The sequence below is a fragment of the Vibrio sagamiensis NBRC 104589 genome (genome assembly GCF_007990935.1).
Lineage (GTDB): Bacteria > Pseudomonadota > Gammaproteobacteria > Enterobacterales > Vibrionaceae > Vibrio > Vibrio sagamiensis.
Genome location: NZ_BJXJ01000015.1, coordinates 1 through 18,063, shown reverse-complemented (window position 1 = coordinate 18,063; position 18,063 = coordinate 1). Strand labels below are relative to the sequence as shown.

General features: G+C 43.4%; 25 protein-coding genes. 21 read left to right on the top strand and 4 right to left on the bottom strand.

The features are described 5' to 3' along the window. The first annotated feature begins 269 nt into the window (after window positions 1–269). Window positions 270–641 carry a hypothetical protein gene (locus VSA01S_RS09040; RefSeq protein WP_039980227.1) on the top strand — a complete coding sequence of 124 codons (372 nt, stop codon included), beginning with the start codon at window positions 270–272 and terminating at the stop codon, window positions 639–641. A gap of 298 nt (window positions 642–939) precedes the next feature. On the opposite strand, the gene VSA01S_RS19970 is transcribed toward VSA01S_RS09040, so the two are convergent. The 3 genes from VSA01S_RS19970 to VSA01S_RS09030 all read right to left on the bottom strand — a co-directional run bounded on the left by VSA01S_RS19970 (window position 940) and on the right by VSA01S_RS09030 (window position 2,748). Next, window positions 940–1,086: a hypothetical protein gene (locus tag VSA01S_RS19970; RefSeq protein ID WP_158000761.1), complete on the bottom strand. Its 147-nt coding sequence runs from the start codon at window positions 1,084–1,086 to the stop codon at window positions 940–942. 664 nt (window positions 1,087–1,750) lie between these two features. Further along, window positions 1,751–1,948, bottom strand: a complete 198-nt coding sequence (locus VSA01S_RS09035; protein ID WP_039980226.1) for a hypothetical protein — start codon at window positions 1,946–1,948, stop codon at window positions 1,751–1,753. A gap of 230 nt (window positions 1,949–2,178) precedes the next feature. After that, the gene (locus tag VSA01S_RS09030; RefSeq protein WP_039980225.1) at window positions 2,179–2,748 is read right to left on the bottom strand and encodes a LexA family transcriptional regulator; all 570 of its coding nucleotides are present in this window, start codon (window positions 2,746–2,748) and stop codon (window positions 2,179–2,181) included. A gap of 526 nt (window positions 2,749–3,274) precedes the next feature. Between VSA01S_RS09030 and VSA01S_RS09025 the strand changes: the two genes are divergently transcribed. From VSA01S_RS09025 to VSA01S_RS08930, 20 genes are all read left to right on the top strand, one after another. Next, window positions 3,275–3,928 carry a bacteriophage antitermination protein Q gene (locus VSA01S_RS09025; protein WP_503827251.1) on the top strand — a complete coding sequence of 218 codons (654 nt, stop codon included), beginning with the start codon at window positions 3,275–3,277 and terminating at the stop codon, window positions 3,926–3,928. A 202-nt stretch (window positions 3,929–4,130) separates the two neighbouring features. Continuing rightward, window positions 4,131–4,412, top strand: a complete 282-nt coding sequence (locus VSA01S_RS09020; protein WP_145993874.1) for a hypothetical protein — start codon at window positions 4,131–4,133, stop codon at window positions 4,410–4,412. Window positions 4,413–4,482: 70 nt separating this feature from the next. Beyond that, entirely contained in the window at window positions 4,483–5,037 is a 555-nt protein-coding gene (locus VSA01S_RS09015) for a hypothetical protein (protein WP_021708308.1), read from the top strand. Beyond that, window positions 5,012–5,740, top strand: a complete 729-nt coding sequence (locus VSA01S_RS09010; RefSeq protein ID WP_039980223.1) for a phage baseplate assembly protein V — start codon at window positions 5,012–5,014, stop codon at window positions 5,738–5,740. Before VSA01S_RS09015 ends, VSA01S_RS09010 begins: the two co-directional genes overlap by 26 nt. 8 nt (window positions 5,741–5,748) lie before the next feature. Next, complete coding sequence (locus VSA01S_RS09005) at window positions 5,749–6,075, top strand: hypothetical protein (RefSeq protein ID WP_021708310.1); 327 nt, start codon at window positions 5,749–5,751, stop codon at window positions 6,073–6,075. Further along, entirely contained in the window at window positions 6,072–7,064 is a 993-nt protein-coding gene (locus VSA01S_RS09000) for a baseplate J/gp47 family protein (protein ID WP_039980222.1), read from the top strand. The genes VSA01S_RS09005 and VSA01S_RS09000 overlap by 4 nt, the downstream gene beginning before the upstream one ends. Further along, window positions 7,048–7,821 carry a phage tail protein I gene (locus VSA01S_RS08995; RefSeq protein ID WP_039980221.1) on the top strand — a complete coding sequence of 258 codons (774 nt, stop codon included), beginning with the start codon at window positions 7,048–7,050 and terminating at the stop codon, window positions 7,819–7,821. Before VSA01S_RS09000 ends, VSA01S_RS08995 begins: the two co-directional genes overlap by 17 nt. Then, on the top strand, window positions 7,814–8,368 hold the full coding sequence (locus tag VSA01S_RS08990) for a phage tail-collar fiber domain-containing protein (protein WP_039980220.1): 555 nt from the start codon (window positions 7,814–7,816) through the stop codon (window positions 8,366–8,368). The genes VSA01S_RS08995 and VSA01S_RS08990 overlap by 8 nt, the downstream gene beginning before the upstream one ends. Next, window positions 8,361–9,146 (top strand): hypothetical protein, encoded by a 786-nt coding sequence (locus tag VSA01S_RS08985; RefSeq protein ID WP_039980219.1) that lies wholly within the window; start codon window positions 8,361–8,363, stop codon window positions 9,144–9,146. Before VSA01S_RS08990 ends, VSA01S_RS08985 begins: the two co-directional genes overlap by 8 nt. Continuing rightward, the gene (locus VSA01S_RS08980) at window positions 9,147–9,470 is read left to right on the top strand and encodes a phage tail assembly chaperone (RefSeq protein WP_083932218.1); all 324 of its coding nucleotides are present in this window, start codon (window positions 9,147–9,149) and stop codon (window positions 9,468–9,470) included. Window positions 9,471–9,555: 85 nt separating this feature from the next. After that, the gene (locus VSA01S_RS08975; protein ID WP_021708316.1) at window positions 9,556–9,747 is read left to right on the top strand and encodes a hypothetical protein; all 192 of its coding nucleotides are present in this window, start codon (window positions 9,556–9,558) and stop codon (window positions 9,745–9,747) included. After that, the gene (locus tag VSA01S_RS08970) at window positions 9,747–10,892 is read left to right on the top strand and encodes a phage tail sheath protein (protein ID WP_039980218.1); all 1,146 of its coding nucleotides are present in this window, start codon (window positions 9,747–9,749) and stop codon (window positions 10,890–10,892) included. Before VSA01S_RS08975 ends, VSA01S_RS08970 begins: the two co-directional genes overlap by 1 nt. A 23-nt stretch (window positions 10,893–10,915) precedes the next feature. Further along, complete coding sequence (locus tag VSA01S_RS08965; protein WP_039980217.1) at window positions 10,916–11,383, top strand: phage major tail tube protein; 468 nt, start codon at window positions 10,916–10,918, stop codon at window positions 11,381–11,383. A 249-nt stretch (window positions 11,384–11,632) separates the two neighbouring features. Continuing rightward, the gene (locus VSA01S_RS08960; protein ID WP_039980216.1) at window positions 11,633–12,160 is read left to right on the top strand and encodes a phage tail assembly protein; all 528 of its coding nucleotides are present in this window, start codon (window positions 11,633–11,635) and stop codon (window positions 12,158–12,160) included. A gap of 126 nt (window positions 12,161–12,286) precedes the next feature. Further along, window positions 12,287–15,028 carry a phage tail tape measure protein gene (locus tag VSA01S_RS08955; RefSeq protein WP_039980215.1) on the top strand — a complete coding sequence of 914 codons (2,742 nt, stop codon included), beginning with the start codon at window positions 12,287–12,289 and terminating at the stop codon, window positions 15,026–15,028. Beyond that, window positions 15,028–15,429, top strand: a complete 402-nt coding sequence (locus VSA01S_RS08950) for a phage tail protein (protein WP_021708322.1) — start codon at window positions 15,028–15,030, stop codon at window positions 15,427–15,429. Before VSA01S_RS08955 ends, VSA01S_RS08950 begins: the two co-directional genes overlap by 1 nt. Further along, window positions 15,404–15,613, top strand: a complete 210-nt coding sequence (locus tag VSA01S_RS08945; RefSeq protein ID WP_039980214.1) for a hypothetical protein — start codon at window positions 15,404–15,406, stop codon at window positions 15,611–15,613. Before VSA01S_RS08950 ends, VSA01S_RS08945 begins: the two co-directional genes overlap by 26 nt. Continuing rightward, window positions 15,604–16,566: a contractile injection system protein, VgrG/Pvc8 family gene (locus VSA01S_RS08940; RefSeq protein WP_039980213.1), complete on the top strand. Its 963-nt coding sequence runs from the start codon at window positions 15,604–15,606 to the stop codon at window positions 16,564–16,566. The genes VSA01S_RS08945 and VSA01S_RS08940 overlap by 10 nt, the downstream gene beginning before the upstream one ends. A gap of 11 nt (window positions 16,567–16,577) precedes the next feature. Next, window positions 16,578–17,102 carry a glycoside hydrolase family 108 protein gene (locus VSA01S_RS08935; protein ID WP_021708325.1) on the top strand — a complete coding sequence of 175 codons (525 nt, stop codon included), beginning with the start codon at window positions 16,578–16,580 and terminating at the stop codon, window positions 17,100–17,102. Between the two features lie 287 nt (window positions 17,103–17,389). Beyond that, window positions 17,390–17,635: a hypothetical protein gene (locus VSA01S_RS08930; protein ID WP_039980212.1), complete on the top strand. Its 246-nt coding sequence runs from the start codon at window positions 17,390–17,392 to the stop codon at window positions 17,633–17,635. A 217-nt stretch (window positions 17,636–17,852) separates the two neighbouring features. Here VSA01S_RS08930 and VSA01S_RS20190 read toward each other — a convergent pair. Then, window positions 17,853–18,063: hypothetical protein (locus VSA01S_RS20190; protein WP_222593934.1), on the bottom strand; the 211-nt coding region annotated here is incomplete at its 5' end.

Here is an 18,063-nt window from a genome sequence, read left to right as displayed (position 1 = left end):
AATATAGGTGAAAATGATAAGTGATATCAATATCAATAGCAATATCATCGGTAAGAAGAAGCCTTTTATATTGGAGTATGTCTATTTTGGGTCATATATATGGATAGCAACCAATGTTATGTATGTTGCATTTTTGCTAGAATGGATTTTGGTCAATTCATTTGTTTTGTGAATATTGGGGGCTAGATGAAGGTTCCTTAAGTTTTTATACTTAAAGGCATCAAGTATTTTTGAGATATATACCATAAAATATAAAGAGTTAATTAAAGATGAAATTAAGATATAAATTATTGGTGGGGCTGAGTGTGCTATTTTCCCCTTTTTCTGTTTTGGCAGAAACAACATCAGTTATCTGTGCTAAGGTCGATAAAAGTCAGTGGGATTGGCTTTACCAAGATGATGGAAGTTACACTTCAGCGGATGGTGATTGGGGAGTATATTTCATCAATCATTTTACCTTCTTCAGGTACTTCGATATTTATTACTCTGATTATTTGGTATTGCAGGAACGATGTAATGAGCTAGATATGGTTGCACAACCAGCAAATAACCAGTTTAGTGAATGGATGATATTTCGAGTGATACTTCCAAGTGGTGACAAAGTCTTTGCTTCTGGATTCTATACAATAACGCAGGTATAGATTTTATTGTCTACCTATAAGCTATGAAATTGCTATAAAAACGATAGACAAGTATCACTTTATTCTCGATTTTAGCGATAAACACCGTATCCCAACGATGCTCAAGCTAGCTGATAGCATTTGTCGCATGAACCTAGAAGAGTGGGTGTATCATGTTGATAAAATGGTTAGGGTTAATTTAAGCAAATTTGAAAAAATAAAGGGGTATGCTTAAAAGCATTATTTGAAGAGTTAGTGTTAAGAGATGAAGGCAGTGCTGTATAGAATACACTGCCTCAAAGGAAGATAGCTGCGAGTTTTATTGAGCTAAAGATGGGTTTTTGAAGAGAAGCTCAAGCAAATCGATATTAATTGTAATTTGTTCGTAGTTAGCCTGTTTGGCGTATTCAAGAGATTCTTTGAGGAGCTCTATCTTTACGTTGATATCAATATCTTTTCTGGTCATGTTGTTAGCCTCTAACATAGCAGGAAGTCCCTTATTATTTTTGGTTATTAAGTGTTACTTTTTGATAGTTAATGTTTTTAGGGTTGAGTACTTTTCTGTTTTTAGCGAGTTTTTATAGTTAAGCCTAGACCGATATCAGTCGCCTATAATAACCAGCCTTTGATTATTTAATATTGAGTAAACATGTAAGTTACTGATAGCCCTGTTAACTTTTTACCATAGAATTCATCCACAGCTAAGGAAGGATACCTTTTCACTCTTAGCTGAGTAAATACTTATCTTACTGAAAAATATAATCTATTTTTTTGTTTATAGTGTTTTTAAGCTGTTAAACTTTGTATAAATCGGACTGTTTGATGTTTTTTTTGAACGATTTTTTGGCTTACCAATTGACTAAATAAGTAAGCTATATGGTTTTTTTTTAGTGATAATAACTTTTTAACTAGTAAAAAGGTAGATTGGAGCTGCATCAAACATCTTTAGGCAACTATAGGGTATAAAGTGGTTACTCAGAAATTTACGAGAGGTAAGGAGACGCTCACATTTGTGATCCGAGTCGTCTCATTGAAAAGTATATCCTGAGGTTATTTAGGCAACACTAACGCCATTGGCATCGAATCATCAAGCTTTAAGACCAACTTGTTTCCACACTACAGACCATAAATCAATGATTGCTCGCCGCTTCGACATGAGCAAGGTGTTTTTGGCACTCTCGTCCTAATCGTTCGATAACCTGAAAACATAACGCGAGTGTCGTTTGATCGATTTGTTCTGCGGCTTCTCCAACAGCAGTGGCGACTGCGGTTAGTTGTTGTGTTTTGTATTCTGCATGTTGCAGATGCTCGATTACATCATCATTCATTCGGAACCTCTAGAAGAAATCTAACAGTACTGTTTATTCATACAGTATTATACATTATCTTTATCATAAATATCACGAACAATGGCAATTAAATTATGATTTTCCAGACAAATGTGAGGAGTGCATACGAATGCCAAGCCATTGTTCTCTATGCTATAAGGGAACAGTGGCTTTTATTGTAATCTTTGTTATTTAATTTGGATGGTGTTACATATACTATGCGAGATAGGTTATCCATGACCGACCCAACCTACGACTCTACCTACCACTTCGCCTTTATCAATCGTCTCAAATTCAGGGTTGGCTGGGACAAACTGACCACGATATTTACGCCTGAAATGGAATGTACTGCCTGACTTGACGATGACGAGGGTATCATCATTGACGGTCTTCATTGGCTCAACAATAAGGTAGCAACCAATGGGGTAATTTATGCTGAAGTCGTTGGAGATCATGGCAGCATCACGCACTTTAAGTGCATAGCTTTCCAGTTTAGTTCCGTTGGGGTAAAAGACGCTTCCTTGAGACTCTGGGGACTCTTTGGCGATGTCTGTCCAACTGAGAATGGCAACATTTTTACTGTAGTAGCCATGTGTTTCTTCGCTTTCCATTCGAGTAACGAACTCGCTTAGACTGACGTCCATTTTCTGTAGCGCTTTTATTAGGACTTGAGTAGGTAAATCGCCTTCGCCTTGTTCAAAACGACCGATAGTGGCTCGACTAGCAATTCCAACGAAATCTTTTTGTTTGAGTTTTTTAGATTTGCGGATAGCAGTAAAAACCTCATGGGCTGCTGGCATTTTTCCATTCCTCTTTAATTTTAGGTCACTTTGCTATATCTGAATTGCTTGACCTCACTCACCTTTTATAGCTTCAAAGGAATAACGAATAAGCAGTCGTCAGTCAAACAAGAATATCTCGATTAATGGATTATAAAGTACTTTTGGCTTAAAAGAACCAAAATAGAGCTTTATCAAGTAAAATATGAACATAAAAAATGCTTTTGCGTCACATGTCGCACTTTAAATATTTGTGCTATCACTAATGGCACATTTCATGAGGAAAGACATGCTGATCTAAGTGTACGTATTTTTACCAATATATCTCCAAACCACCTCATTATACCGTTTTTAGAGAAACAAACTTATCTCTGCTTTTGTCTTTTATCTGCGTCTCACCATCTTTTTTGTTATATTATAGCTCATATTTGAGCTATAATGTGTCGATTTTTGATTTTTGCTCATATTTCGGGTCTATCGACAATCCAAGTAAAGAGTAAATATCAATCTTTTTGGCTTTTGTTCATGGTGGGCTTACTTGGACCATGTGCAGATCACTCTTACCAACTTTTGGACATGTGGGGTTATTTCAGTGATGACATTTGATGAACGACAACAAGAAAACGATCGAATCCTAATTACTTCTGCTCTTGCTCACTATCAACCAGCTAAGACTAGCGATGGTAGTGAGCGTGCCATATTCTCAATCGATAATCATCCAACGAAAAGAAAACATCGGCGTATCACACCGCAAACGATGCATGCAACCAGTACTCGTAACAAGGGAGTATCAAGGCTTAACTGCTCTGAGGATGTTTTTGAGCACTTAAAAGTACAAAGAACGATTAAAGCTCTTTCACCTATTGTGGCGAGTTGGCTAGTGTATCGTTATGGAGAAAATCCACCTCAAACATTGCTTCCTCTTCTTATTGAAGCGGTAATGGATCAGTTGCCATTAACTAAATGTCGTAAAAAAACGCAGCAGAACGTCAGGCTCATGTTAACAGAGCGATTATCCCGACGTGAGTTCGACGATTGTTTACAGCGACATTTATTTGAGTCAATGGGTGTCAGTGAGCAGGCCTATTATGCCAGTTACGCAAAGCACAACACGAATATAACCAAGCAAATTCAGGCTTTGGATCAGCAATCACTCCTGGCTTTCTTTCAATGTCATAATGATTCTAGTGAGTCAAAATAAACATCCAAACAAAAAAAAGCTCAAAAGTGAGCTTTTTGGGTTGCTTAAGTTGAGGTGATGAAGTAAGATATCTCCATCGTCGAAAAACCCCAGTTAACAAGGCAGGTATCGACGAATTCCAACATTGATTCACTAAAAGAGATGGCTCTACATGCCATCTCTTTGTGTTTCTCAAACATTCAAACAAATCAGGTTGTGCCTTATGTTTACAGACAACAAAGAAACAAACGGGTTTTTGATGTTTGTTTTCGTTTTCATTATCGCCAGGCTTGGCTTATTACTAAAAAAGTCTGAAAAAATCTCTCCTAAAGTATTTTTCGCGGAGTTTTTCATTGCCTTGGCCCTCGCATTTGCTTCTTGGCATTTGGGGTTGATGCAGGGTATGTCTTATAGCCAAACGGCGGTATACGGAATTTTTGGTGCTTTGGGTCATATCCACATCATCAAATTTACTTTTCAGCAAGTGTCTAAAAAAGAAATGTGATCATGCAGTAAGGCGTATGATCTCCCTCTTTTTATGCCTGTTTTCATCTTTAAAGGAGGTAATGGATTGAATGCAGAATCTAGACAATCTCAGTATTTACCTTGAACACCTTTTTGCTGCACTGCGCCAAACCGTTGATGATGAGGTTTGGGTTCAATACGATGGTCCACCTCAACATCCTGAACGGGTGGCCGTCAGTATTGGTTCTCCAGAAATTATTACCTCTGATAGCAGTGGCGACGGACGCTTACAGCAAACACTCAAAATAAGACTGACTATTGATGTGCCCAATGAGACGCCAGCTTCGGCATTGGCTTTGGCGAAGATGGCTCATTTGCTATTTAGTATGCTTAATGATTCCTCTTTTCTGCAGCCAACGCTAGCTAATATTGATGCACAACACTTGGCACAAAAGTCGGTTGAGGCGAGCATTGATAAACCATATCAGATACACGGGTACCCTTTTCAGGCTCGTTCAACGGCAATGAGTTATGCCATTCAGTATCAGCAAGTCGTGCGTTATGGCGCATTGGAGCAAGAAAGGTATCAACTTCACTCCATAGTTTGTCAAGAAAGCCAACAAGGGGAGATCATACTTTATGAGTCTGACCAAAACACTCCTTGAATTAACGCAACGTATTACCGGGTTGGAGCGTCAGCAACGTAATTTGATTCGCTTAGGGCGTGTGAAATCCGTTTCTGGCAGCAAAGCCGTTATTGATTATGCCCCGCACTCGCAAGAAGCTTATCACTCGCCACCGATTCAGTGGATCGCTTTTGAAGCGGGTGAAGTGAAACGGTGGCGAGCCCCCAGCATCGGCGAGCAAGTGGTGGTGCTGAATTTATCAGGTGGTCGTGATGAAGCGCATGCTATTGCTCTACCAGCGGCTTATTGTGCGGACTTTTCACCTGAACAAACTGACCCTAAACAGACGTCGTTAAGTATTTTGGATGTCTTTCATGTTATGGCTGATTTCGATGGTAACTATCAAGTCAGAGCCAATGGTTCGGTGACGTTTATTACACCAGCGTTTGTCGTTGAAGCTTCCGAGCGTATTTCGATGCAGACCAATAGCTATTGCCGGTCTGCAGAGGTTGCCAAGACTAAAGGAGTTCACACACAACAAGGTGACGTCAAGATAAAAGGAGCGTTAGATGTCAGTAAAAAAGTGAAAACACCAACGGTTGTTAGTTACGCATCGGGGGCTTTTTCATTATCAGAAAATGGTGCAGCGTTGTCAGAAGCGGTTATTGGTGAAGTGAAATTTAGCCTTCACCGTCATGAAGTTGATTCAGACAGCGACTACACGCAGCAGCCTGTGAAATAGGAGGTAATATGCAGCAAGGCATTGATCCTAATACAGGGTTAACCATCGCGGGAGCCAAACAAGCCGCGAGCCGTTTAGCCAAAGCGATCACCACTCAGGTTGGTTCACGAGAAAAACGTCGCCAGGTCGGAGGGGAATATCGCAAATTAATGGGATTGGCCAATGAATATAATCGGATGAAAGCGATCAATCGTATCCACCGTATCATTGCCAATCCAGCCAACGACTTAGCAGACATCACAGACCCTGTTGTGGATATTCGTATTCATGGCAGTGGCTTTCGAACTCACATTTACTATCACTACAACGGACAAAAAGAGGTGTTGAGATTATGACCACCGTTCAAGTCCCGAAAATATTACAAGTCGAGCCATTTGATGTGATGCGGGAGCGCTTTATTGAAGAGGTGTTTTACCCGCACGCCGTCAAAGAAGTGGGCCAAGAAATGGCACAACTGTTACTCAAGGGGTTACGTAGCCCGAATGAATCGGCAGCCTTATTGCTTGATGCCATGATTTTATTTCGCCAGCAAGAAACACGTAACGACAACTATAAGTATTTACAGAACTTTTCGAAAACCGCCAGCGACTCTGAAATGATTGATTTGATCGTTTCTCGGCTAGGTTTAAAACGTCAGATCATTCGACCAGCGGATCCTTCTGTGTTTCCACCCGTTGACGCTGAAATGGAATCGGATCGATCTTTGTTGCTGCGTTATAGCCTTGCACCTTATGGACTGGCGACCACAGGTACGAGGACGGGGTATAAATTTCATGCCATGACATTGGGAGAGCGGCCTTTGATATCGGTCGAGCGTGAATCAGAAAATGTCGTTATACAGCGTTATGAATATTCTTCGACCGAAGGGATCCTTCGCCCTAAGGATGCAGAAGCGCGAATGCTTAGGCCACATTCCGGCGAGGTTCAAATCCGTGTGCTTTCACCTCAAGGGGACGGAACGGCTGATAACGCGTTACTCCAAAGAGTCGTGGTCTATTGCCAGCGCCCGGATATTGCTCAGGAGTCGGATGATATCTCAGCGGCATCTGCCGATATTTGCCCATATCAAATCCATCTTGAAGTATGGGAAGAGAGTACGCCGACTCGCTTAATTGACCGACGAGGTTTGGAACAGGCTTTGCAGGAGTATGCTCAACAACAGCATCGATTGGGCGGGCTGATACTGAGATCGCGCATCGATCAAATTGCGCATAATTTCAATGCACATCAGTTAAATGTAAGCAGCCCTGTTGAAGACGTCGTCTGTGATTGGTATCAAGCGCCATATTGTCAGGAGGTAAAGGTGAATGTCAGCAGTCATTGAGCAAACCGGTTTAAGCCAAGCGAACCTAGACGACGAAACCTTACTGCCTGATAACCGTACTGCTTTTGAGCGCAGCTACGAAGAAGGAGTGAAATCCCTCGTTAAAAGTGAGCAAGTGCTGCCGGGCCTTAACCACCCAGAGACGATTGCCTCTGAATTATTGCCATATATGGCGTCAGAGCGGGGAGTGAATGATTGGTTTTTTAGTGACAGTGAAAGTGAGAAGCGGGCGATCACCGCGGTGTCTTATGTGGCTCATCAGCATAGTGGTACTGCTCAAGGGATCATGGATGCCTCTGACGCGGTTAACTTTGCAATTGATATCCAACACTGGAAACAAGTACCCGATGGTCAGCCTTATACCTTGTATGTTCAGGCGAAAGATAAGTCCAGTCAGACCATTTCAGAGCAAAGAGCCAAGCGTTTATTGGCACGCATCGAGTTCATAAAATCGGTTCGTGATACTTTGGACATGACGTTTACGTTTGGCTGTCAGGCTCCGGTTTATTTAGGTGGCGCACACGTACCAGCAAGTAATGTGGGGACGATGAGTGCCAGTGCGACATTATGGCCAATGCCAAAAGCAAGTTGTCAGCTTGGTATGGCCACCCATCGGATGCCGGCGATCAATACCCATCCGATTTATGCCCAATCCGTGTTTGACACGGATGTATTATCCACACAACTCAGCGCTTATGGATGCTTAACACATGGCATTTCCTGCGCGTCAATTATAGCGAGAGCAATAAATGAATGAGACTGAGTTACAACTCGTTATTACCCAAAAAGGGTTAGATGCCGCGATCAGCGCTTCAAATCGAGGATTAAAAGCGGAACTGACCACCATGAGTGTTGGGGATGCTTTGTATGCACCAAATAAAAATCAAACCGCTTTACGCAATGAGCTTGATAGAGCCCCTTTCTCTGCTTTTAAAGATTTAGGCGGGGGGAGTATCCAAGGGGCGGCAAAGTTTTCGGGCCCGAGCCAATACGCCATCGGTGAAATTGGTTTGCATCTCGGTGACGGGACGTTATTTGGGGTGATTTCACGGCCTGAAGGTGTGCTGAACTTTAAGCCTGCTGGTGGGCACTGCATTCAACCGTTTACGTTGAATTTAAGTGCGTTGCCCACTGACAGTATTACGATTGAAGTCGGCACGGAAAATTTAAATATTTTAATTGATAGTGAAATGATGCAAGACGCAACGGCTTTCGTTCGTTCTCAAGTCGTGCAAGTAAAGCAATCGCGTTTGCTGATGAAGCAAGCTGAAAAACTACGTAAATTGGAGGCAAAACATGGCTGAAATTTTAACTGAACTACAAAGCCTAAAGCAGGCAACTCAAGAACAAAGTGCCATTACCCAAGCGATGACAGAAATCGTCGAGGGGCAAATGGAGAAAATCGAATCCGGTGTCGCAGAGTTTAAACAGTGGATGGAAGAGACAACGGCTGAAGGAATCAAAGGTGAAGGGCGCTATGTAACAGAATTTACGGTCAAAGGTGATAAGGACACCTTTTACCCCGTCGTGTTTCAGATGCCAAAAGATGACGAAACTACAATTCAAATCTATCGTCATTACGCATGGAATCGCTTAGGAGGCTCTGACTTTAATGCAACCCATGTGGCATCGGCTTTAGTTATCCTCAAAGGTCAAACTTATGGTTGGAATGGAGATGCTAATTATCTCTCTACAGTTGTTAATCAGCAGCGTTATCGTCGCTGCGTGGCTAAAGTCGCCTTCAGAGCTTGGAGTACCAGTGAAAAACTAGACTTGGCAGGAGCATCAACTGGTTATAATCAACACTCGACCCCAGCTTATTGCTGCCCGTCGTACAGTGGTTTCCATTTACGTGGGGGGAACTTGACGTACCGCATTTATTCCAATCATAGAATCAATTTTAAATTATTAGCAGATAACCAAGAGATTTACCAAAATGCGCAAGGGAATGTTGTCAATGCGAAGTGGCGTGCCAAAACTGTCCATATTGATAATGCTGAAATTGGCGATTCGATAAATGATGTCGGTGAAAACTTTATTGGCTATAACAACCTAAAAACGGTAACACAAACGGAGGCATAAATGACTATTCCAAAATTAGAAGTAAAGGGCGAAACATTAATTAATCTCCCTACTGACAAACTGATTTTACTTGAACTTGGCTTATCAGAAAATGAGGCGACGGTTGCGATAGAGCAATACGAGCAGCAACAAGAGCTAAAAAAAACACGTCATCATCGACAACACTTACTGATTCAAGCTGATCATCTCGTCAATCAGGCGATGGATCGTGAGCTTGACCCTGAACCGTTTCGCACTTATCGCCAACAATTACGTGATATTACGCAGCCATTTAAGCCTTACTCTGAAATTGAGTGGCCCGACAAGCCAGTGCTTCCTGAATAACTGACCGCCTCCATTGGCGGTTTTTTTATACCTGATTCTTTCTTCTGGCCCTGCTTCGCGGGGCTTTTTAATAGGACGATTTAATATGAGTCATACCGACGCGTCTCACCGTGACGCAAAGCAAGACAACCCACCAGTACAACAGTATGTGATGCTCAGAGAAAAACGCATTTTGCACCGTTGGCGCGAAGAAGGTGAAACCATTTCACTGTCGCCATCACAAGCCGAGTATCACTTGATCAACCAACACCTCGAACTAAAACAAGAGAGTAAATAATGGCAACAATGACCACGCAAAATCACAACGGTATTTCCCTCGAAGTCAGCGAGCCATTAGGCCCAATGAGAGGCGTCGACAATCAGCTTGGCGGCTTGATTGGTGTCGCTCCAAATAAACACCCAGATGTCAGTTATGGAGAGCCAATTAAGCTTTACACTTTGAAAGACCTTGCTCTGCTCGATACAACAGAAAAGCCCGCCGGTATGTTGTACTACAGCGCTAAATACTTTCTTGAAGTCGCTAAAGTACCTTGTTACGTGATTATTGTCGAAGAAGGAGCCAATGTCGAAGAGACCCTCGCGAATGTCATCGGTGGTGTCTCTCCGTCTGGCCGTTTAACGGGTATTGCCGCGTTTGCAGCCTGCCAAGAAGCGCCGACCAACGTTGCGGCTCCCGGTTTCCATGGCATCGAAGTGGCAAACGCGTTAGCTGCCCTTGCTGAGCAAACTTACTGCGAAGGCTGGACTGATGGCCCTGATACGAATACCGTCGCGGCGAAACAATACGCAGCCAACTTAGGTGAAGTGCACAAACGAATTTGGTGTTGTGATGTGGCAGGTGAACGCTGGTCACATCCGATCCCAGCTTCGATTGTAGGTATGGCTGCACGTTGTAGCGTTAAGCCCTCACAAACACCGAACGGTGCAGGCACGCCATTGGATGATATCGCCCGTATTATTGGCTATCGCGTCAATGATAAAAACAGCGAAGGCGTTGATCTCAATCAGAAAGGCGTATCCGTCACCATTCGTGATCCTAATGGCGGCTTAATGTTCTTGGGAACCCGTACCGCTGACGGATCTTTTGGCAACATTATCGGCATTGAAAACCAATTATGCCGTGAACTGATCAAATCACACCGTGACACGATGAAATACAACCTCGATTTTGATTTCTTCAAGCAGCGAATTGCTCAATTGAGTAACTGGCTGTCTAGCCTTCAAGCGGATGGGGAAATCATTGGCGCAAAGTGTTATCTACATGAAACGCGCAACAACTTACAACGCTATAAAAATGGTGAATGGGTATTGGTTATCGACTGGGGCGCATACCGTCCAAACGAGCATTCGATCATTGAACTGAACCAACGCGATGAAATTCTTCAGGTTTACATCGACGATGCGATCAAAACATTTAGTTAAATCATTTAATACTAAGGAATATTATGTCTAATCGAGTTACTCATGCCAGAAAACTGACCTTACCAGGCGGTATTAAGATCACCAATAACATGGAAGAATTCACACCGCCAAAATACACCAAAGTGTATGCCGATGTGCCCGGTGCTTTTATGGGCAAAAAAGTCTGTGTCGGTTACGAAGCATCGGAGTGGTCAGTCACCATCATCGGTGAAATGGCTTCGGTTGTGAATGCCGCGCTACAAGATGGTGATAAAACCGTCATTATTTATAGCGAAAACGGCACGAACAACAATCAGCGGTTTGACACTGAGCACACCATGACGGGTGAAGTGAGTGTTGAATATTCATCCAATAAAATGCGCGAACAGCAGACGCTTACCCTGACAGGACAAATTAATAAGCACTTGTGGGTTGATGACGGTGAAATTATCGCTCAAGTCGACATTGACAATGGTGTTTACCAAATCGGTGGTGAGAAATTTAACGTTTAGTTGCGTTAGGTTGTGATATTAAGGCCGCATGATCGCGGCCTTTTCGTTCATGGCCATAGTTATTGCTAATGCTCATGCTATTACTAGCTATCCCACGTTGCCCTTTAGCGTGACCTATTTGATTTTAATTAATCATTTCTGGTGCTTATCTCACCTATTTCCCCATTTAACTGCTTATTCCCTTTTACTTATTTACTTATTTACTTATTTGTTACCCATTAACCATTGATTATATTAAGGATTATGATGATGACAATAGACCATCTAGAGCAAACTTTTACTCTATTAAAACCGTTAGAGACGATCAGTACAGTGACGGTGAAACCGCTTAGCCGCGAATCGAGCCTTGAGATTGAACCTAAAGGTGAGACTTTTCAACAAGCAGAAAAAGAAGCGCTAGTTATGGCATCTACAGGGTTGAATCAGGAGGAGCTAGACGCTTTAGCGAATCCAGACTGGTTAACCTTGTATGAGGCTTCTTACCATTTTTACAACCAAACTGGTTATCAACTGGTTGATAGTGAGCAGCCAGAAACAGACACGACCGTGACGTTGTTTTTCAGCGGTGAGCGCCAAGTTGAATTTGAGTTGCCTACACTTAAATTGACGAAAATGGCCGATAAAATTAACGATGATATTAAGCGAGCTTGCTTTATTCTTGCCAACCTCACTGGGCTAGAAGAGGCTGAGATCATGCGTTTGCCATTGCCGGATTATCGCAGTTTAGTAGTGGCTGCAACGCATTTTTTAACCAAACCAGCGGTTTACTTTCAGTAGACAGTGTTGAAACCATTCTCGATGTGATCCCTCTTGCAGGTTACTGTGCGAGGGATGCTTTAGATTGGACAACGGAAATAGCACTGCGACGTTATGAGCTGGCTTTAGCTCATTTAGGAGTAAAGCGTGGATAAAAAACAACAACTCGGCATCACTCGTGAGGCTACGCAGGCGGTCGCTGGTATTAATATTGAGAGTGCTTCCAAATCGTTACGTGGGTTTATTGACACCGTAGGTCAAGCTCAGAACCGTTTATCGGCGGCACAGAAAAATCTCGCCCGAATGACACATTTAGAGTCGCTGCCTGCAGCTTTGAAAAAGGTTAGAGCAGAGCTTGATAAAGATCGCAAAGCAAGGGCTGTACTGACTAAAAAACAGAAAAGGAACATTGCCTTAACTAAGGAAGAGCAAGCGGATCTGCAATACTTAGAGAAGCGAATCAAACGATTTGAAGGTATTCGCAATAATCAGGTTAGGCAATCGCAGGCTTTAAATAAATCTTTAAAAGCAGCAGGTTTTAATACTAAAAATCTAGCGGCTGCAAAAAAGGTCGTAAACGACAGGATTGAAAAATCAGCACGATTATTGCGGCGAGAGACTCGCTTATTAAAAGACAACTATGATCTTGAAAAGCGCAAAGCAAAGTTTTTTAAAAATCTGCCAAGTAATGATTCTCTCGTTCAGGGAGGCATTGCTGCAGGTAGCCTCACCCTGAAACATTCATTGGATAATGAAGCTTCGTTTACCGATGTGGCACGTTGGTTAAATTTTGGTGAGCAAGGGGTTGAAAGCGAAGAAGCGAAAAAGTTGCGTGATGCACTGAATCAACTGGCCGTTACTCTGACAGGTGCCGATACTAACATGGTGATGCAAGTTGCTGATGTGATTGCCAAACAAGGTATTGAAGCAGATCATCTCGTTGCTTACACCAGTGATGCTATCAAGGCTGCTAATGAATGGGGGGGAGATCCAGCAGAAATCGCATTACAGCGAATGTTCCTGCATAGTGAAATGAGCTATGAGGGTGATGCGACAGGTAAAGATCAATTGAACACCCTGTCTAACATGATTCATGCGGTTTCTGATAAAGGTGCTGAAATCGATTTCCTGAAGGTTCTAAACAAAACCGGCTCTATGATGAGCGAGGCTAACTTTTCCCAAGCACAGTCATTAGGCTTGGTTGGCTCGCTTCTTGGTTCGGGGGCAACGGAACCTGAGGCTTCTGATACCATTGAACAAATCATTAATTCTTTAGCAAATACTGATCTTGCGGCACTTAAAAGGCAACAATACGACGATCACGGGCAGAGAGAGGACCCTTTTGAGCTGTTAAAAATGGATGCCACAGCGGTTTCTGCTGACATGCAAACGGATCCTATCGGGACAATCGAGAAAATTTTCACTGCGATTCAAGCGTTGGAGCAAAAGCAGCAAAACCAAGTGATGAGGTCGTTGTTCAACGCGCAACCTAACTCTGTTTTGTATCGTTTGGTTAATAGACCGGAATTATTTGCCAGTAATACGCAAAAAGCCCAAGATGGCAGCACGGACTCCATCCAAAAAGATTATGAGCTGCGCGACAATACAAAAGTGGCTAAGCTGGAACGCTTGAATGATGCTTTGAATCAATTGAGTGTTACGTTAGGGGATAAACTGTGGCCTATTGTTGAAAGTATTTTACCAAAGTTGACTGACCTTGTGGTGGCTACCTCCAATTGGGTTGCAGAAAGTGGTATTGCCACTGCTGCTGTCATAGGTTTGGGTGCAGTAGGTCTAGCTGGAAAAGCGTTACTTGGCCTTAAAACGATCGCTGGAGGCTTTAAATCGATTGCGTCGGATCTTAATGCTGTCGCTAGTGGGCTTGGTATTGCTCGGCACTCGCATGCCCTGAAAAGGCAAAAAAATGCGACAGATAAAGCGACTCGATCGACTGAGCGTCACTATAGAGCGATGCGAGAACAAGCCAATACGTATTCAGAGACACCTCTGGATGAAGAAGCTGAGGCTCGTCGCAAACGCAACAGACGTAAGAGGCAAAGGAGAAATAATCGACGCAACGCGAGTCGAGTAAGTGCAAACAATATCCATCGTCAGGGCTCTAATACAAACGCTCAGCGTGTCTCGCAAAATTTGTCAACCCAGCCCAACATTTCACCGGAATTAAACACGCAAGCAAGAACAGGAGTCGATACCGAAAACCGAACTTTGCGCGATAGCATGGATTCGGCCAAGGTTAGGCAATGGGTCAAAACGATGAAAATCGCCACTCCTATTTCAATGGCTGCCAGTGCTGTTGAAATCGTAGACAACCTTGCTGATGGCGATATGAAGGAAGTGGCGAAAAGTGGCGGAGGCTTAATGGGTGGAATGGGTGGTGCGGCAGTCGGTGCAGCGATTGGTAGTGCTATTTTACCCGGTATTGGAACTCTCATTGGGGCTGGGGTCGGCGGATTTTTTGGTGATTCTCAAGGCCGTGAATGGGCAGAAGATCTGTTTGATTGGTTTGAACACGATGAACAGAATTTAGACAACAATGATGCTGCCGAGCCAGTACTGATACCGAAAGACAATAATACAGCTTCGCCTCCTGCTCTGCAAATAGAGAGAGACACTGCTCAATGGTTTAATTCGTATGCTCTGACGGATCAGAGTCAGGCGATTAAAACCGCTCAAGTTGCAAAAAAGGACACGCAAGCTCCTAACGTTACGTTTGCGCCAGTTGTGCAGGTAACCGGAGCGCAAACACCGGAACACACCGCCTCATTAACGCTCGAAACCGTTCAGCAGTTATTGACCCAGTTTGCTCGTGAACACGGTCTCGATTCAGAAAACTTAACGCAAGACTTCCAACATTCCTTGGTGACGTAATGAAGCATTTAGCACTCAATGATCACGTTTTTAGTGTGGTCCAAGGCAACCCACTTGAGACTCACTCCTATGAGACTTCCGGTGGCTGGTCTGATTTCGATGCCATCGAAAGCCCTAGACAAGATCCAACTTCTAACCCTCTTGATAACTGGACTTTGAACGTTGTGGCCTTTAAAGGAGAAGGTGAAGCAGAGGCACAACAGCTTCGTGCCATGGCTAAATCCCATGAAATTGTCATGGTGACTGACGGAAAAGGTCGAAAGTGGGGGACTTTTACGATTCGTAATGTCAGTACCAGCTATACGCGCTTAATTGAAAAAGGCCAAGCTCAAGTGGTGAACATTACACTGACCCTTAAGGAGTATCGCCAATACAATGAAAACACAAGTCAAACCGAATGAAACTGTTAATCGATTACTGTATCGAATTTTTGGTCTCGATTCTGATGAACTGGAAGAAGAGTTTTATCGTTTAAACCCCACTCAAACCTCACCATTTCTAACCGCTGGCCAAATAGTAGAGCTGCCTCAGAGGAAGAAAAGATCAGATTCGTCGATGAAGAGTGAGATACCGATATGGATGTGATTAAGATTCGTGGCTCGGGATTTGAGGCACTTCAGCCTTTACTGAGCGACTGGTCTTTGACCGACGGCGAAGGTATGCAAGCCGATCGGCTGACTCTGACTTTTAGCGGAGAGCAAGCGCTGACCAATCTGCCTCCCAGTGGTATCGAATGGCAAGTTCATATTGATGGGGAGTATCGAGGGGTTTATCAAATATCATCGGTGACAGAACACCTGCATCCGATCAAACTATCGCTGCAATTGACGCCAGCTAAATTCAGTGTTGCAGATGATACGGGATTTAAAGAGCCAAGGCGTCGGACCTACCCGCCAGCGACCGTCGGTGATGTGGTCAAAGCGGTGATGGAACCCCACGGTTATGAAGTCCGAGTGAGTTCCGAACTGATGAGTCTTCCTACCGACCATTTGAATCAAAATGAAGAGACAGATTCGGCATTTATTGCTCGGCTAGCAGAAAAATATGGCGCTTTGGCTAAGCCTGTCGATCATCTTTACGTCTTTGGTCACCGTGGCTGTTTGGCTTCTTTATCGGGACAGCCTAAACCAAGCGTCATAGTGACACCTAGCGACACACAAAAAGGGGCCGCTAAAATTGCTCACCCAAGCAACGATAGATTTCGTGGCGTCAAAGCATTGTGGCAAACGCTTGAAACGGGCGAACATGGCACTGAACAAATTGGTCGTTCACCTTTTTATCAAATCAAAGAGGCATTTAAACATGCCAAGGAAGCCCAGCAACATGCTGCGGCGAAACTTGCTGAATGCAATCGAAAAGGACAAACATTCAGCGCAACAATGCGAGGAAAGCCAGGGCTGTTTGCAGAAAGCGTCATGGTCTTAGAAGGCTTTGCGTCACCGTACTCTAAAGGTGAGTGGCTGATTAATACGGTCACTCTTTCTGGCGATCGAACGTCGTACACTATTCAGATAGAGGCATCTCGCCCCAGTAGTTAATAAGGAGAAATATGGACTATTCAAGTGAATTTCTTAACGCTTTTGAGCGTGTTATCGGTCACGAAGGTAAATACCAACGTGAATATAAAGACCGCGGAAATTGGACAAGCGGCATTGTCGGCAGAGGAGAATTAAAAGGGACTAAATTTGGCATCTCGGCCATGAGTTATCCCGAGCTTGATATCGAGCATCTTTCTTTAGAACAGGCTAGGGCGATTTATTATCAAGACTTTTGGTTAAAAATCGGTGGTCGTCAACGTCATGCCGTGATGTATCAGCTATTTGATGCCGCGATTAACCACGGAACGTCTCGTGCTGTTCAATTCTTGCAACGTGCTGTAGGCAGCAATGATGATGGTCATTATGGTCCAAAAACCCAAGCGGCCTTACTGGAGGCCGATCCTAATGATGTATTGCTGTGTTTTTTGGCGGAACGATTGGATTTTATGAATAACCTTAGTGCTTGGGCAACATTCTCACGAGGCTGGTCGCAACGCATTGCTGAAAATTTGCGTTATGCCGCATTAGATAACTGAGTTTTACCCAAATAACCTCAAGATACGGTGTTCAGCGAGATGAACTTAGCTCTCAGGTGAGGCAACGATATCGAAGATATAGTGGTTCTACATTGAGAATCGTTAACAAAGTATGAGAGTTAAGGTTGCTGGGCCTTTGGGAGTGTGTCACTGAGCTGACTTCTTGCGTCAGACAACCGTTCTTCTTGCAAAAATAAGAAATGGAATATTATTCCGTTTCGTTGTCTTCCTTGAATTCAACTCAGTGACCTCGCTCTGAATCAAGCATTATAAATAGGGAGGACGTCATGTCCTATTTCAAACTCATAGAGGGAATATACAAATTGTTCCCTTATGCCATAGAAGGTTACAAACTTTGGCGAGCAAATCATCGACATCGACAGAAACAGCAACAACAAAAAGTAGAGAAAATTAATGAACAACCTTACGATACTTTTCGTGACGATATGGGCCCTGCTGCTGGGCGGGTGCACCTCGATTCCGATCACACCAAATCAAAGCGAATTTTGCCCACCAACACCGATCCATCTTGAGTGGTATCAAGTTGAAGAGGGCAGACGTGGGGTCTACCTGCCAGAGCAAAGCTTTAAGCAATTACAACGCTATATTGTTGAGCTTAAAACTTGTATTGAAGGGGCAAGCTTGGATTCTACCCTTTAGAACCAGAATCGGTTGTGCTGTAAGCGAATATATTGGTGACGTTTTCAATGACGACTTTTCTCAGAGTTTTTCGTTGTTTATTGAGATAGTTTAGCCCATTATCGTTAGAATTAAGGAGTTGTTTGATGGGCTTATTTGGATGCATGACTGATAGGATAAACGATTCATGCAAAGCGACCTAGTAGGTTGAATCTCTTTGTTTTGGCCGTAGGTCGCTAAAACAGCAATGTCGTCGGTTCCCGTAAGGATACCCCATAAAAAATGAAAGGCATTTGCCTTCCATTTTGATAGTGAGTGACCC

Bases quoted from the DNA above. Each gene is read 5' to 3' on its own strand.
- VSA01S_RS09000 (WP_039980222.1), top strand. From the start codon at position 6,072: ATGACCACCGTTCAAGTCCCGAAAATATTACAAGTCGAGCCATTTGAT.
- VSA01S_RS08990 (WP_039980220.1), top strand. From the start codon at position 7,814: ATGAATGAGACTGAGTTACAACTCGTTATTACCCAAAAAGGGTTAGAT.
- VSA01S_RS09010 (WP_039980223.1), top strand. From the start codon at position 5,012: ATGAGTCTGACCAAAACACTCCTTGAATTAACGCAACGTATTACCGGG.
- VSA01S_RS08975 (WP_021708316.1), top strand. From the start codon at position 9,556: ATGAGTCATACCGACGCGTCTCACCGTGACGCAAAGCAAGACAACCCA.
- VSA01S_RS08980 (WP_083932218.1), top strand. From the start codon at position 9,147: ATGACTATTCCAAAATTAGAAGTAAAGGGCGAAACATTAATTAATCTC.
- VSA01S_RS09015 (WP_021708308.1), top strand. From the start codon at position 4,483: ATGCAGAATCTAGACAATCTCAGTATTTACCTTGAACACCTTTTTGCT.
- VSA01S_RS08995 (WP_039980221.1), top strand. From the start codon at position 7,048: ATGTCAGCAGTCATTGAGCAAACCGGTTTAAGCCAAGCGAACCTAGAC.
- VSA01S_RS09035 (WP_039980226.1), bottom strand. From the start codon at position 1,948: ATGAATGATGATGTAATCGAGCATCTGCAACATGCAGAATACAAAACA.
- VSA01S_RS19970 (WP_158000761.1), bottom strand. From the start codon at position 1,086: ATGACCAGAAAAGATATTGATATCAACGTAAAGATAGAGCTCCTCAAA.
- VSA01S_RS08950 (WP_021708322.1), top strand. From the start codon at position 15,028: ATGAAGCATTTAGCACTCAATGATCACGTTTTTAGTGTGGTCCAAGGC.
- VSA01S_RS08935 (WP_021708325.1), top strand. From the start codon at position 16,578: ATGGACTATTCAAGTGAATTTCTTAACGCTTTTGAGCGTGTTATCGGT.
- VSA01S_RS09040 (WP_039980227.1), top strand. From the start codon at position 270: ATGAAATTAAGATATAAATTATTGGTGGGGCTGAGTGTGCTATTTTCC.
- VSA01S_RS08960 (WP_039980216.1), top strand. From the start codon at position 11,633: ATGACAATAGACCATCTAGAGCAAACTTTTACTCTATTAAAACCGTTA.
- VSA01S_RS09020 (WP_145993874.1), top strand. From the start codon at position 4,131: ATGTTTACAGACAACAAAGAAACAAACGGGTTTTTGATGTTTGTTTTC.
- VSA01S_RS09005 (WP_021708310.1), top strand. From the start codon at position 5,749: ATGCAGCAAGGCATTGATCCTAATACAGGGTTAACCATCGCGGGAGCC.
- VSA01S_RS08930 (WP_039980212.1), top strand. From the start codon at position 17,390: ATGTCCTATTTCAAACTCATAGAGGGAATATACAAATTGTTCCCTTAT.
- VSA01S_RS09030 (WP_039980225.1), bottom strand. From the start codon at position 2,748: ATGCCAGCAGCCCATGAGGTTTTTACTGCTATCCGCAAATCTAAAAAA.
- VSA01S_RS08965 (WP_039980217.1), top strand. From the start codon at position 10,916: ATGTCTAATCGAGTTACTCATGCCAGAAAACTGACCTTACCAGGCGGT.
- VSA01S_RS08970 (WP_039980218.1), top strand. From the start codon at position 9,747: ATGGCAACAATGACCACGCAAAATCACAACGGTATTTCCCTCGAAGTC.
- VSA01S_RS08985 (WP_039980219.1), top strand. From the start codon at position 8,361: ATGGCTGAAATTTTAACTGAACTACAAAGCCTAAAGCAGGCAACTCAA.
- VSA01S_RS08945 (WP_039980214.1), top strand. From the start codon at position 15,404: ATGAAAACACAAGTCAAACCGAATGAAACTGTTAATCGATTACTGTAT.
- VSA01S_RS08940 (WP_039980213.1), top strand. From the start codon at position 15,604: ATGGATGTGATTAAGATTCGTGGCTCGGGATTTGAGGCACTTCAGCCT.